Source organism: Vibrio atypicus (genome assembly GCF_009811315.1).
GTDB classification, from domain to species: domain Bacteria; phylum Pseudomonadota; class Gammaproteobacteria; order Enterobacterales; family Vibrionaceae; genus Vibrio; species Vibrio atypicus.
This window is the reverse complement of the sequence record NZ_BLID01000006.1, coordinates 152,113-166,123: the sequence shown is the minus strand read 5'-3', so window position 1 is coordinate 166,123 and position 14,011 is coordinate 152,113. Positions and strand designations below refer to the sequence as shown.

Sequence of the window (14,011 nt, the reverse complement as noted above, 5' to 3'; positions counted from 1 at the left end):
TCGTAGTAACGGATGAAAATGGCATAGTGGCATCCTCATAAAATTAAACACACTTAGTAGTATGAAAAATTGATGCCACTTTTTGTCTAATGCTTACTTTCGTTCAATGATGCGGCATGAAATGTACGTAACTGATTGATCTCTTCAGGCCATAAATCTGGCTCTATTGTCTCTAAAATCAGAGGAATACCATCAAACCTTGTATCTTTGGCGATATACTCAAAACAGTCCCAACCAATCTCACCTTTCCCCAAGGCATGGTGTCTATCCACTTTGCCGCCTAATGGGATCTTTGAATCATTAATGTGCATTGCTCTTAAATATTGCATACCGACAATGCGATCAAACTCGGCAAACGTCGCTTCACATGCTTCAAAACTACTTAGGTCATACCCTGCAGCAAATGTATGGCAAGTATCAATACAAATACCCACTCGCGTTTTATCTTCAACCTGCTCAATGATTTGCGCGAGATGTTCAAACTTCCAACCAAGGTTAGTCCCCTGTCCTGCAGTATTTTCAATTACCGCAACCACGTCAGGTACAGCTTGATGAGCTAAGTTAATCGACTCGGCAATCTTTGTCAGGCATTCCTGTTCCGAGATTTTCTTTAAATGACTCCCAGGATGAAAATTGAGTAACGTTAACCCTAATTGTGCACATCGTTCCATCTCATCTATGAAGGCTGCACGAGATTTCTCTAACTTCTCTTCTTCAGGGGCGCCTAGGTTAATTAAGTAGGAGTCATGCGGCAAAATCTGCTCATTACTAAAACCGAGCATCTGACAATTTGCCTTAAACGCGCTGATCGTCTTTGGCTCTAATGGCTTAGCAACCCATTGGCGCTGGTTTTTAGTAAACAGCGCAAAAGCATTCGCACCAATTTCACGAGCCCTCAAAGGCGCTTGATCAACGCCGCCAGCAGCTGATACATGTGCACCAATAAATTTATTTCCAAGTTGTTTTTTTAGCATTGTCATTTAATCACTTTGCACTTTCAGAATGCGTATCTATTTACAGTTACTTATAAGACTCAGGTCAAGTTTTAAACTCATTTTGTAGTAAACTTACAACAAAAACACCTGTTAAATATTTTTTATATATTAAAATAAATTGTAACCACCTTGTTTTCAAAGGTTTTATTGATTTAGAACAAGAAAATAACCTTTAGGGAAATGGTGTTTTTGGTTGTTTTTTGACTTAAATCAATATTATCATAAGGGATATTCGCTATATAATACGTAGCTCAATAAAATTCGAAAGTTAACACCAATAAACCACTGAAGTGGACTAGGAGATAGTAATGATCCAAGGTATTCAAATCACTAAAGCAGCTAACGACGATCTACTGAACTCAATCTGGCTACTAGATAGCGAAAAGAACGAAGCACGTTGTGTTGCAGCAAACTCTGGCTTCGAAGCTGATCAAGTTATCGCTATTAACGATCTAGGTGAGTACGAGAGCCGTGAAGTTGCTATCGAAACTGCACCACGCATTGAAGGTGGTCAACACCTAAACGTAAACGTTCTTAAGCGCGAAACGCTAGAAGACGCAGTTGCTCACCCAGAGAACTACCCACAGCTAACAATCCGTGTATCGGGTTACGCTGTACGTTTCAACTCTCTAACAACTGAACAGCAACGTGACGTAATCGCACGTACTTTCACTGAGTCTCTATAATTTAACTCAGTCACCCAGTTAGTAAACGGCGCTCATTGTGAGCGCCGTTTTTTGTTTCTTAGCCATGACTTAATGCAGCCTTCGTAACTTTCCGCTACATTAGGGCTACCTATTCCTTACTTTCACCAATGACCATGTTACTCGAAGGCATTGAAACCTTATTGGTATTGAGCAAAGCAAAAACAATGAGCCGGACAGGCAGCCTGCTTTATATTAGCCAGTCTGCGGTAAGTAAGCGTATTGCCAATCTAGAAAAAAAACTGAGTAAGAAACTCATTGAGCCAGAAGGCCGGCACGTAAAGCTCACACAAGATGGCATTAACTTAATTGAGAGTATTGGTCCAACATTCAATGAGTTAAGAGGCTTAATCTACGAGCAGCAGTCGATCATCGAGCACAGCATTATCCGTTTAGATTGTTCAGAAACATTAATCGCTGGGTACCTTTCAACAGCACTTGGCGAGTGTGTTCAGCGTGATAACTACATCACCCTTACCACCAACCATACACCGAGAATCATAGAACATGTACAGTCTGGTATTGCTCAGATCGGTGTCTGTGCTGGTTACCTGCCTACACACCATTCTCTGACCACCTTTCACCTATTCGACGAACCCTTTTATATTGTCTACGCTGACACCTTGACTCAGCTGCCAGCGACTATCATCACTAACGATCTTAAAAATCCAGCTAATACCTATCAGCTGGCCATTTTAAATCAGCTTGATATGAAACCTATTATGGAGATGGACTCTTATGCCGCAGCGGCTCAATTAGCGCTAGCTGGTGTTGCCCCAGCTCTCGTTCCTTTATCCGTAGTAAAAACCTTGAAGATCGGCCCTGAGTATTGTCACCATTTTAACGAGATTGAACCTCTACATCGGCCAGTACACATCTGTCTGCGACCGTCTTCTTACCGTAATACACGAATCAAAGCAGTGATAGAAACCATTGTTGATGCTGCTGCCAAAGTAGTTTTGTCGCCATTAACATCGACATAATGATCACCAGTGGACGAATCCATTTCTGGCCTTTGCTAACCACCACTTTGGCGCCTAGTTGTGCACCCATAAAACCGCCGACAGCCATAACCAATCCTAGTTCCCAGATCGGTAAGCCCGCGATAATAAAGAAAATCAGAGCTGCAATGTTGGAAGTAAAATTGAGGACTTTAGTGCGTGCCGTCGCATCGACGAGTGAGAAATGCCCTAACGCCACAAAGCAGACTGTAAAGATGGAGCCTGTTCCAGGGCCAAAAAATCCATCATAAAAGCCCACACCACCACCGACGCTAAAAGCAAACATTGCTTCAGAGATCTTTGCTTTGCCTGCATGCTCTTTAGTTTTAGGCATAAAAAGAAAATAGAGAGAGATTCCAACCAGCAGCAGCGGAATCAAACTGGTTAATACGCCTGCATCTATATACTGCACGGCTTCGGCACCAATTGCTGAGCCGACAAAAGTGCAGGCGATAGCAAGGCGCATCTCTTTTAAGCTAACGATTCCATTTCGGACAAAGTACCAACTGGCTGAAAAGCTACCAAATGAGCTCTGCAGTTTATTGGTTGCTAATGCCTGAGTCGGTGGAACACCAGCCGCAAGAAGCGCCGGCAGGGTCAGTAGTCCGCCTCCCCCCGCCATCGCATCAATAAAGCCTGCAGCCGTAGCGACAAAAAACAGAATAGTGAGAATTTCGAATGAGATTTCCATGAGATATCAACTAATAAGGTTCCTAACCGATAAATTATCATCCATTGTTCAATTCGGTTAACGAAAGATTCGATTCAGACCTATTCCATAATTTCATTAGTTTATTAAAACGAAAAAAAGCCCGCTCAAACGAGCGGGCAATGAGGTTGTCATATAAGCTCTCGATTGGAGCTTACTGATTTTTATTTATTACGCTTTGTTCTCAGCAACTTTTGCATGCAGCTCTTGAACAGAAGTAACCGATGCACATGCGTCAGCGGTGTGAGCCATAGACGCGGCAAACGCTGCATTTAGCGTTGTTGTGTAGTTTACTTTCTCAGCAAGTGCACCACGACGAAGGACTTTTGAGTCTTCAATCGCTTGACGACCTGCAGCGGTGTTAACGATGTAGGTGTATTCGTTGTTCTTGATACGGTCAAGAATGTGAGGGCGACCTTCATGTACCTTGTTTACTAGGCGTGGGTTAATACCCGCTTCGCCAAGAATAACCGCAGTACCGTGCGTTGCATCTAGTTGGTAACCAAGCTTAGAAAGCTTAGACGCTAAGTCTACAACACGCTCTTTATCACCTTCACGTACAGACAGTAGCGCACGACCACCTTCTGGATAAACCTTGCCACAACCAAGTTCTGCTTTTGCGTAAGCTTCTGCGAACGTTGCGCCAACACCCATAACCTCACCTGTTGAGCGCATTTCTGGGCCTAATAGTGGGTCAACACCAGGGAACTTGTTGAATGGAAGTACCACTTCTTTCACTGAGTAGTAAGGTGGGATAATTTCTTTCGTAAAGCCTTGAGCTTCAAGAGATTGACCCGCCATTACACGAGCAGCAATCTTAGCGATTGGTGCACCTGTTGCTTTCGATACGAACGGTACCGTACGCGCTGCACGAGGGTTAACCTCGATTAGGTATACTTGGTTGTTCTTAACCGCAAACTGCGTATTCATCAGACCACGAACACCTAGCTCAAATGCCAGCTTTTCAACTTGCTCACGCATTACGTCTTGGATTTCTTGGCTTAGCGTGTATGCAGGAAGCGAACATGCTGAGTCACCAGAGTGAACACCCGCTTGCTCAATGTGTTCCATGATACCGCCGATAACCACGCGCTCACCGTCACAAATCGCATCAACGTCTACTTCAACCGCATCATCTAGGAAGCTATCAAGCAGTACTGGCGATTCGTTGGATACGCTCACTGCTTCATTGAAGTAGCGACGTAAGTCTTGCTCGTCGTATACAATTTCCATCGCTCGGCCGCCAAGAACGTAAGAAGGGCGAACAACTAATGGGAAGCCGATTTCACGCGATTTATCTACCGCTTGCTCCATAGTTGTTACCGTCGCGTTCTCTGGCTGAAGTAGACCTAGGCGGTCAACAGCAACTTGGAAGCGCTCACGGTCTTCTGCACGGTCGATTGCATCTGGGCTAGTACCGATGATTGGAACACCAGCAGCTTCAAGTGCACGAGCCAGTTTAAGTGGCGTTTGACCACCGTACTGAACGATAACGCCTTTCGGCTTCTCAACACGAGCAATAGCAAGTACGTCTTCCAATGTTACAGGTTCGAAGTAAAGACGGTCAGATGTATCGTAGTCTGTTGAAACTGTCTCAGGGTTACAGTTAACCATGATTGTCTCATAACCATCTTCACGAAGTGCTAGTGATGCGTGTACACAACAGTAGTCAAATTCAATACCTTGGCCAATACGGTTTGGACCGCCACCAAGAATCATGATTTTTTCTTTCTCTGTTGGGTTCGCTTCACACTCTTCATCGTAAGATGAGTACATGTAAGCTGTGTCTGAAGAGAACTCAGCCGCACAAGTATCTACACGCTTGTATACCGGGTGAATATCGTATTGGTCACGTAGACGACGGATTTCACTTTCTGCAACACCTAAGATTTTAGATAGGCGGGCATCAGAGAAACCTTTGCGCTTTAGCTTTTTAAGTACGTCTTGGTTTAGACCAGCAAAACCGTTCGCTTTAACTTCGTTCTCTAGCTTAACTAGGTCTTCGATTTGAACTAAGAACCAACGATCAATATTCGTTAGGTTGAAAACACCATCAACCGACATGCCTGCACGGAATGCATCCGCGATGTACCAGATACGCTCTGCGCCAGCTTCTTTCAATTCGTGACGGATTGTTGTTAGTGCGTCTGGCGCATCTAGGTCAACCATTTCGTCAAAACCAGTCGCGCCGACTTCTAGGCCGCGAAGTGCTTTTTGTAGCGATTCTTGCTGGTTACGACCGATAGCCATAACCTCACCAACTGACTTCATCTGCGTTGTTAGACGGTCGTTAGCACCTGCAAACTTCTCGAAGTTGAAACGAGGAATCTTAGTCACAACGTAGTCGATAGTTGGTTCAAACGATGCTGGGGTTGCGCCGCCTGTGATGTCATTCATTAACTCATCAAGCGTGAAGCCAACAGCCAGTTTCGCTGCAATTTTAGCGATTGGGAAACCTGTTGCTTTCGATGCAAGAGCAGAAGAGCGAGAGACACGTGGGTTCATCTCGATGATAACCATACGGCCATCTTTCGGGTTGATACCAAACTGTACGTTAGAACCACCTGTTTCAACGCCGATCTCACGCAGTACTGCTAGAGATGCGTTACGCATGAGTTGGTATTCTTTGTCAGTTAGCGTTTGAGCTGGTGCTACTGTGATTGAGTCCCCCGTGTGGATACCCATTGGGTCGAAGTTTTCAATCGCACATACGATGATACAGTTGTCCGCTTTGTCACGAACCACTTCCATTTCGTACTCTTTCCAACCGATCAGAGATTCATCGATAAGAAGCTCGTTTGTCGGAGAAAGGTCTAGGCCGCGACGACAGATTTCTTCAAATTCTTCTTTGTTATATGCGATACCACCGCCAGTACCACCCATAGTGAATGATGGACGAATGATACAAGGGAAGCCGACCATATCAAGTACGCCGTATGCTTCTTCCATTGTTTTCGCAGTATCAGCACGCGGACACTCAAGGCCGATAGATTTCATCGCTTTATCAAAGCGAGAACGGTCTTCTGCTTTGTCGATAGCGTCTGCTGTTGCACCAATCATTTCTACGCCGAACTCTTCAAGAACGCCGTGTTTTTCAAGATCTAGAGCACAGTTAAGCGCTGTTTGGCCACCCATAGTTGGTAGAACAGCATCTGGACGTTCTTTCTCAATGATCTTACGAACGACTTCCCATTGAATTGGCTCGATGTAAGTTGCATCCGCCATCTCTGGGTCAGTCATGATAGTTGCAGGGTTTGAGTTCACCAGAATAACTCGGTAACCCTCTTCACGCAGTGCTTTACATGCTTGTGCGCCAGAGTAGTCAAACTCACATGCCTGACCGATAACAATCGGACCAGCACCAAGAATTAGAATACTTTGAATGTCAGTACGTTTTGGCATTATCTACTACTCCGAATTAAGCGCTGTGTTGTTTAATTAGTTCGATAAAGTGGTCAAATAGCGGCGCCGCGTCTTCTGGACCTGGGCTTGCTTCTGGGTGACCTTGGAAGCTGAATGCTGGCTTATCTGTGCGGTGAATACCTTGAAGAGAGCCATCAAATAGCGATACGTGAGTAGCACGTAGATTTTCTGGTAGCGTTGCTTCATCTGCTGCAAAACCGTGGTTTTGAGACGTGATCATAACAACATTACGCTCTAAATCTTTTACTGGGTGGTTTGCACCGTGATGACCAAACTTCATCTTCACGGTTTGCGCACCAGACGCAAGTGCTAGGATTTGGTGACCTAGACAGATACCAAAGATTGGTAGGCCTTTTTCAAGGAACACTTTGGTCGCTTCAATAGCGTAAGTACATGGTTCTGGGTCACCCGGGCCATTTGAAAGGAAAACGCCATCAGGATTTAAAGCCAGTACTTCTTCTGCTGATGTTTCAGCAGGAACAACCGTTAAGCGGCAGCCTCGGTCAACAAGCATGCGCAGGATGTTTCGTTTTGCACCGAAGTCATAGGCAACAACGTGATATGGCAGTTCGCTGTCATCTTTTGCTTCTGGAAGACCACCCTCGAGCGTCCACGAACCTTGTTTCCATTGATACGCTTCTTTTGTTGTAACTTCTTTCGCAAGGTCCATACCTTTTAGGCCAGGAAATTCTTTCGCTTTAGCAAGTGCTAGAGCCTCGTCGATATTGTTACCCGCAACGATACAACCGTTCTGAGCACCTTTTTCACGAAGAATACGCGTCAACTTGCGCGTATCGATATCAGCGATACCAACAACATTTTGCGACTTTAGGTAATCAGAAAGGGATTGTTCATTACGGAAGTTAGAAGCGATAAGAGGGAGATCGCGAATCACAAGGCCTTGAGCGTGGATTGAAGAGGATTCTTCATCTTCGGAATTGGTTCCGGTATTGCCAATGTGAGGGTAAGTAAGAGTAACGATTTGCTGAGAATAGGAAGGATCAGTGAGGATTTCTTGGTACCCCGTCATCGAGGTGTTAAAAACGACTTCACCAACCGCAGAACCATCTGCGCCAATGGATTCACCGTGGAATACTGTCCCATCTTCTAGGACTAGCAATGCTGACTTGCTCAAGACAACCTCCAGAATAAAAATGCAAAAATAATAAATTTAACTGCAAATCTGCCTTCCATATCACCACTTAACTGTGGTTTTAGGCATTTTAGACAAATTGGCGGTATTCTAATGAGAGTTGTGATACGTGTCAACAGAAGGGTGTAAATAAATCTATCATTTAAAGCCCTTAATACAAAAATCGATTAAAAGGGGTCAAAAAACAAAGTTTACTACCTAATAACAGCAAGAAGGGAGAGGATTTTATGAAATACCTAAAAAGAGGGAAAGTTGCGATCACACTTTTGAACGTAAAAATCACGCAAACGTTGCCCCACCAAAAACAACTCAAACTTTTGAGCAACTAAAGCAAAAAACAACCCTAAACCAATATAAAAACAACAAAACTCAAGAGTTTTTAAGCGATAGCCATCGGTTTAAATAGACACCATACTATTCAGATACAAAAAGCGCCGGGCAAGCCCAGCGCATAATTATTTATTTTAAAGACTATTGAGTCCAAGTACATCCGTCATGGTATAAAAGCCTGCGGGTCTCTCTTTCAGCCATACCGCCGCTTTCACAGCACCGTTGGCAAAGGTCATACGATCTGTGGCCTTATGGGTAATTTCCACACGTTCACCAATGTCTGCGAACATTGCTGTATGCTCTCCAATAATATCGCCAGCACGAATGGTGGCAAAGCCGATCTCATCTTTCGTGCGCTCGCCAGTAATCCCTTCTCGGGCATAGACAGCAACATCACTAAGCTTATTACCCATCGCACCAGCGATCGCCTCTCCCATACCAATTGCGGTACCCGATGGCGCATCAACTTTATGACGGTGGTGAGCTTCTACAATCTCAACATCACAATAGTCACCCATCACTTTCGCGGCTTTTTCTAGTAGCTTAAACACAAGGTTCACGCCTACTGAGTAATTTGGAGCCATGACAACCGGTACATCTTTCGCGACTTGGTCAATAAGCTCACGCTCTTCATCTGTAAAGCCTGTTGTGCCAATCACAATACTTTTTCCGTGTTGTTTACACAGTTCTAGGTTGGCAAGAGTGCTCACAGGGGCAGTGAAGTCAATAATGACATCGAACTTCTCAATATCTTTTGCAAGGTCGTCGGTCAGTACAACATCAAACTTTCCTTCGCCGCATAGCTCACCGATATCAACACCGACCAACGATGATTCTGGACGCTCTGAACCTGCTCCCACTTCAGCTTGCTGATTTAGATAAGTCGCTTTTACTAAGTTGCGGCCCATTCGACCCGCTGCTCCTGCAATTGCAATTCGTACCATTGCACTTTCTCCATTATTCGAATTTTCGTTCTTGTAGCCAATCCAATAAAACTAACAGTAATAAACGGCTGTGGCTAGCAGTGGTTGCGTATGCTTAAGTAAACTCTTTGACCACTCGCTCCAGAATCGGCACATTCGCTTCAGGAAATGCATAGCGGGTAAGATCTGCGATTGTAACCCACTCACCTTGCTGACCTTCTTTACCATAAGGTTCACCTTCAAACTGAGTCACAGCAATAAAATCAAACTTAAGTGATTTGTCTGGATAATCGAACTCTAAGTGCTCAAAAGGTTGCTGCTCAGTTGTAATAATACCGATTTCTTCTTCAAGTTCACGAACCATCGCTTGTTCAGTCGTTTCTTCTGCTTCTACCTTACCACCAGGAAACTCCCAAAAACCGCCTTTATGTTTGTCATCAGGACGCTTGGTAATAAATACTTTTGATTTATCTTGGTTAAAAATGATTGCTGCAACAATGTGAGTTCTTTTCATATCATAGTGTTCCTTAATAAAACGCTTAGCTTACCTAGCGCTTAATACGTCACCTTCATTGAGTTGGGGTCTGATGCAACATAGCCAGCTCTAAGCTATGTGACTGTTCTTTCGCAACGAGATAACTCATTAAATATACATACAAAAAGAGCCGCCTAAGCGACTCTTAATGGTTCAATGATAACAGTCTAATTAGTTAATTTGACCGTGGCATTGTTTATATTTCTTACCGCTGCCACATGGACATGGTTCATTACGACCAACTTTACGCTCATCACGTACAACCGGTTGATGTGCGCCTTCAGAAGAGTCATCACCGTCAGATAGCTGATTCTCTGCTGCTGCATGTTGAGCCTGAGCACGACGCTGCGCTTCTTCCGCTTGTGCACGACGCTGCTCTTCCATGCGCTCAACTTCTTCTTGCTGTTGAACTCGAACTTTCGAAAGAATGGTAATAACGTCTGTTTTAAGTGCATCAAGAAGACCTTCGAACAGTTCAAACGATTCACGCTTGTACTCTTGTTTCGGGTTCTTCTGTGCGTAGCCACGTAGGTGAATACCTTGACGCAGGTGATCCATTGCTGCCAAATGTTCTTTCCACAACGTGTCGAGCGTTTGTAGCATGACAGATTTTTCGAAGTTACGTAAAACCTGCTCACCCACAACTTCTTCTTTCTGTTTGTAAACAGCGATTGAAGTCTCAAGGATCTTTTCACGAAGTGCTTCTTCGTAAAGCTTATCGTCTTCTTCTAGCCACTGTTTCACTGGCGCATCGATATCAAAGTCATTCTTCAAGCGTTCCTGAAGACCTTCAACATCCCACATATCTTCAAGAGATTGAGGTGGGATATATTCATCAACAACAGAAGTAAGAACATCTTCACGGTTATGCTCGATCATCTCACTGATGTCTTCTGCACCCATAAGTTCGTCACGTAGTTCGTAAACCACTTTACGTTGGTCATTGGCTACGTCATCGTACTCTAGAAGCTGTTTACGGATATCGAAGTTTCGACCTTCCACTTTACGCTGTGCTTTTTCGATTGAGCGCGAAAGCATCTTAGACTCGATCGCTTCACCCTCTTCCATACCACTTTGGATAAGGCTCGCCATTCGATCAGATGTAAAGATTCGAAGTAATGAGTCTTCCATCGATAGGTAGAAGCGTGAAGAACCCGCATCACCTTGACGACCCGAACGGCCGCGAAGCTGGTTATCGATACGACGAGATTCGTGACGCTCTGTACCAATGATATGTAGACCACCAGCATCAAGAACAGCATCGTGAACTTTCTTCCACTCAGCTTTAATTTCTGCAATTTGCTCAGGAGTCGGATCTGTAAGAGCCTCTACCTTTGCTTGCCAGCTACCACCTAACACGATATCGGTACCACGACCTGCCATGTTCGTTGCGATAGTCACCGCACCCGGCGTGCCCGCTTCAGCAACGATTTCAGCTTCACGTTCGTGGAACTTAGCGTTAAGTACATTGTGCTTGATCTTAGCCTGTTTTAGCGCATTAGATAGCAATTCAGATTTCTCGATAGAAACTGTACCAACTAAGCTAGGCTGACCTTTCGCTACACGCTCTTTGATGTCTTCGATAATTGCGTTGAATTTGTCGGTTTCAGTACGGTAGACAACATCTGGCATATCATCACGAATCATTGGCTTGTTGGTTGGAATAACCACAGTTTCAAGACCATAGATCGATTGGAATTCAAATGCTTCTGTATCTGCAGTACCTGTCATACCAGACAGTTTTTCATAGAGACGGAAGAAGTTCTGGAACGTAATAGAAGCCAGAGTCTGGTTCTCGTTCTGAATCTTAACGCCTTCTTTTGCTTCAACCGCTTGGTGTAGACCTTCAGACCAACGACGACCCGGCATAGTACGACCAGTGTGCTCATCTACGATCACAACTTCGCCATCTTCGTTCACGATGTAGTCAACGTTTTTTTCAAATAGAACGTGTGCACGAAGCGCCGCGTTAACGTGGTGTAGTAAGCTAATGTTAGTTGGAGAGTAAAGCGTATCGCCCTCTTCCATCAAACCGTTCTTCACCATTAACTCTTCAACGAACTCTTGACCCGTTTCAGTTAAGTGAACTTGCTTAGACTTTTCATCAACGGTGTAGTGCCCATCACCACGGTACTCTTCTGAATCTTCCTGATCTTGTCTTTGTAGATTAGGGATCAGCAAGTTGATGCGAGTGTAAAGCTCAGAGCTATCTTCTGCAGGACCAGAAATAATAAGCGGTGTACGCGCTTCATCGATTAAGATCGAGTCCACTTCATCGACAACAGCGAAGAAACGAGCTCTTTGTACACGGTCTTCCGCACGGAAAGCCATGTTGTCACGTAGGTAATCAAAACCAAATTCGTTGTTTGTGCCGTAAAGAATATCTGCTAGGTAAGCTTGTTTCTTTTCTTGAGGAGGCATGTTTGGCACGTTTACGCCAACAGTCATGCCCAAGAATTCAAATAGAGGGCGGTTTGTTTCTGCATCACGCTTTGCTAGGTAGTCGTTCACTGTTACTACGTGAACACCTTTACCTGGTAGTGCGTTTAAATAAGCAGGAAGAGTCGCTGTTAAGGTTTTACCTTCACCAGTACGCATTTCTGCGATTTGACCAGCGTTTAGTACCATACCACCGATAAGCTGCACGTCGAAATGGCGCATACCGTAAACACGTTTTGATGCTTCACGTACAGTGGCAAAAGCTTCTGGCAATAGTTTATCTAGTGTCTCACCTTGTTCTAGGCGCTGACGGAACTCTACAGTTTTTGCTTTTAGTTCTTCATCAGATAACGCTTCAAACGTCGGCTCGTAGTTATTAATCTCTTTTACAATTTTTCTCAGGCGTCGCAGTGTTCGGTCATTGCGACTGCCAATTACCTTTGTCAGTAGCTTAGTTATCATTTGCTATGAATCTCTCTTTATTCAGATCGGGCCCGATCTACTTTAATGCCTTCAGTCTCTAACAGTTTTGAACTAAGAATACTGAGATAAATCACTTAACTCAGATATTGTGATGAGAACTATAGATTTCAAGGCTTGTGTGTCTATAAGTGGCGGTTAGTTTATGAAATTTTGAGGTGAACAACCAATAACAAGGTAATTTGTTTGAAGCACTCTTTATTTTTTTGCGTTATATGATGGAAGTTTGCCCGCCTCACCAGGTGAAAGAGAGTTATCTCCCGTCAGAATCACGTCACAACCTTGGTGCCATCGCCAATAGAATCCCGTTATTCGCCGGTTTCATGCCATCATGAAATGAGGCGGAAGAGCAGACATAAAAAAGCCAGACTATCGTCTGGCTTTTTAAAATTCTATTTAAGCAATAACCATGTTTGGCTCAGCAAATGCGACTGGTGAGGTTGCATCTTCTTCGAATGTTACCCATTCCCACGCTTCTTGATCAGCAAGAACAGAACGAAGCAATTGGTTGTTTAAACCGTGACCTGATTTGAATGCACGGAATTCACCAATAATTGGGTGACCACACATGTATAGATCGCCAATTGCATCCAATACTTTGTGTGTAACAAACTCATTCTCGAAACGTAGACCTTCTTCGTTAAGGATACGGTACTCATCAAGAACGATGGCGTTATCAAAACTACCGCCAAGTACCAAGTTCTGCGATTGTAGATATTCAATATCACGCATAAAACCAAAAGTACGAGCACGAGAGATCTCTTTGATAAAGCCTTGCGATGAGAAATCAAACATTAAACGCTGTTCGTCTGCATCAATTGCTGGGTGGCTAAATTCGATCTCAAAATCCATACGGAAACCGTTAAATGGTAGAAATTCTGCCCACTTATCGCCATCTTCAAAACGAACTGGTTTCTTAATACGAATGAATCGTTTTAATGCGTTTTGCTCTTCAATTCCAGCTTGTTGAAGCAAAAATACAAATGGACTTGCGCTGCCATCCATAATTGGAATTTCAGGAGCATCAACTTCGACAACAATGTTATCAATACCCATACCAGCTAAAGCGGCGTTAAGGTGTTCCACTGTTGAAATACGGATACCTTCGTCATTGACTAATGCTGTACACAACATAGTGTCACGAACAGACATCGCATCAGCCGGAAAATCTACTGGTGGATTAACATCAGTACGACGATAGATAACACCTGTATTTGCAGCTGCTGGGCGAAGAGTAAGCGTGACTTTACGACCAGAATGGAGACCCACACCAGTTGTTTTCACTATTTCTTTCAGAGTACGTTGTCTGATCATCCACT

General features: G+C 44.1%; 10 protein-coding genes. 2 read left to right on the top strand and 8 right to left on the bottom strand.

Annotation, left to right across the window (positions count from 1 at the left end; translation table 11 throughout):
• Positions 1 to 86: 86 nt before the first annotated feature.
• A complete protein-coding gene (nfo, locus tag GVO60_RS14085) occupies positions 87 to 980 on the bottom strand; it encodes a deoxyribonuclease IV (protein WP_159655102.1) in 894 nt (297 codons plus the stop codon).
• A gap of 323 nt (positions 981 to 1,303) precedes the next feature.
• On the opposite strand from nfo, the gene grcA reads away from it, so the two are divergent.
• Together grcA and GVO60_RS14075 are read left to right on the top strand one after the other, a co-directional pair.
• Positions 1,304 to 1,681, top strand: a complete 378-nt coding sequence (gene grcA / locus GVO60_RS14080; RefSeq protein ID WP_159655100.1) for an autonomous glycyl radical cofactor GrcA — start codon at positions 1,304 to 1,306, stop codon at positions 1,679 to 1,681.
• Between the two features lie 134 nt (positions 1,682 to 1,815).
• On the top strand, positions 1,816 to 2,682 hold the full coding sequence (locus GVO60_RS14075; protein WP_159655385.1) for a LysR family transcriptional regulator: 867 nt from the start codon (positions 1,816 to 1,818) through the stop codon (positions 2,680 to 2,682).
• Here GVO60_RS14075 and GVO60_RS14070 read toward each other — a convergent pair.
• From GVO60_RS14070 to lpxC, 7 genes are all read right to left on the bottom strand, one after another.
• Positions 2,612 to 3,391 (bottom strand): TSUP family transporter, encoded by a 780-nt coding sequence (locus GVO60_RS14070; RefSeq protein ID WP_159655098.1) that lies wholly within the window; start codon positions 3,389 to 3,391, stop codon positions 2,612 to 2,614. The genes GVO60_RS14075 and GVO60_RS14070 overlap by 71 nt on opposite strands.
• A 189-nt stretch (positions 3,392 to 3,580) precedes the next feature.
• Positions 3,581 to 6,811, bottom strand: a complete 3,231-nt coding sequence (carB, locus tag GVO60_RS14065; RefSeq protein WP_159655096.1) for a carbamoyl-phosphate synthase large subunit — start codon at positions 6,809 to 6,811, stop codon at positions 3,581 to 3,583.
• A gap of 16 nt (positions 6,812 to 6,827) precedes the next feature.
• On the bottom strand, positions 6,828 to 7,967 hold the full coding sequence (gene carA / locus GVO60_RS14060) for a glutamine-hydrolyzing carbamoyl-phosphate synthase small subunit (RefSeq protein ID WP_159655094.1): 1,140 nt from the start codon (positions 7,965 to 7,967) through the stop codon (positions 6,828 to 6,830).
• A 482-nt stretch (positions 7,968 to 8,449) separates the two neighbouring features.
• Positions 8,450 to 9,259: a 4-hydroxy-tetrahydrodipicolinate reductase gene (gene dapB / locus GVO60_RS14055; protein ID WP_159655092.1), complete on the bottom strand. Its 810-nt coding sequence runs from the start codon at positions 9,257 to 9,259 to the stop codon at positions 8,450 to 8,452.
• Between the two features lie 94 nt (positions 9,260 to 9,353).
• Positions 9,354 to 9,752: an 8-oxo-dGTP diphosphatase MutT gene (mutT, locus tag GVO60_RS14050; protein ID WP_159655090.1), complete on the bottom strand. Its 399-nt coding sequence runs from the start codon at positions 9,750 to 9,752 to the stop codon at positions 9,354 to 9,356.
• A gap of 192 nt (positions 9,753 to 9,944) precedes the next feature.
• Positions 9,945 to 12,674, bottom strand: a complete 2,730-nt coding sequence (secA, locus tag GVO60_RS14045; protein ID WP_159655088.1) for a preprotein translocase subunit SecA — start codon at positions 12,672 to 12,674, stop codon at positions 9,945 to 9,947.
• Positions 12,675 to 13,088: 414 nt separating this feature from the next.
• Positions 13,089 to 14,006 (bottom strand): UDP-3-O-acyl-N-acetylglucosamine deacetylase, encoded by a 918-nt coding sequence (gene lpxC, locus GVO60_RS14040; RefSeq protein ID WP_159655086.1) that lies wholly within the window; start codon positions 14,004 to 14,006, stop codon positions 13,089 to 13,091.
• Positions 14,007 to 14,011: the final 5 nt, after the last annotated feature.

Excerpts from the sequence above, each read along its gene's own strand:
- nfo (WP_159655102.1), bottom strand. The coding sequence starts at position 980 with ATGACAATGCTAAAAAAACAACTTGGAAATAAATTTATTGGTGCACAT.
- GVO60_RS14070 (WP_159655098.1), bottom strand. The coding sequence starts at position 3,391 with ATGGAAATCTCATTCGAAATTCTCACTATTCTGTTTTTTGTCGCTACG.
- lpxC (WP_159655086.1), bottom strand. The coding sequence starts at position 14,006 with ATGATCAGACAACGTACTCTGAAAGAAATAGTGAAAACAACTGGTGTG.
- grcA (WP_159655100.1), top strand. The coding sequence starts at position 1,304 with ATGATCCAAGGTATTCAAATCACTAAAGCAGCTAACGACGATCTACTG.
- carB (WP_159655096.1), bottom strand. The coding sequence starts at position 6,811 with ATGCCAAAACGTACTGACATTCAAAGTATTCTAATTCTTGGTGCTGGT.
- dapB (WP_159655092.1), bottom strand. The coding sequence starts at position 9,259 with ATGGTACGAATTGCAATTGCAGGAGCAGCGGGTCGAATGGGCCGCAAC.
- mutT (WP_159655090.1), bottom strand. The coding sequence starts at position 9,752 with ATGAAAAGAACTCACATTGTTGCAGCAATCATTTTTAACCAAGATAAA.
- secA (WP_159655088.1), bottom strand. The coding sequence starts at position 12,674 with ATGATAACTAAGCTACTGACAAAGGTAATTGGCAGTCGCAATGACCGA.
- GVO60_RS14075 (WP_159655385.1), top strand. The coding sequence starts at position 1,816 with ATGTTACTCGAAGGCATTGAAACCTTATTGGTATTGAGCAAAGCAAAA.